1 pseudogene is annotated in these 241 nt (G+C 59.8%); it reads left to right on the top strand.

The window, feature by feature from the left end:
* A pseudogene (locus ACWGTI_RS33000) lies at positions 1 to 191 on the top strand (IS1634 family transposase); the annotation flags it as partial.
* Positions 192 to 241: the final 50 nt, after the last annotated feature.

Here is a 241-nt window from a genome sequence, read left to right as displayed (position 1 = left end):
TGACCAGGCTGTGCCGGGACAAGGGCCTAAAGCCCGAGTGGCAGCCGCTTCTCAATGATCTCGATCGCCTGCAGCAGGCAACCATCGAAAAGGACGGCAAGACCATCACGGTGCGTACGCCAACGACCGGCATGGTCGGCAGCGTCTTCCAGGCTACCGGTATCGCCCTGCCGGCAAACATCCGCGAATAGCTGTCTCATACGCAACGATCTGGGGATCGTGTGGTGCTAAGGAAACTTGG

Source organism: Mesorhizobium sp. ArgA1 (assembly GCF_053714375.1).
The sequence above is the reverse complement of the archived record's forward strand: the minus strand, read 5'-3'. Positions and strand labels throughout refer to the sequence as shown.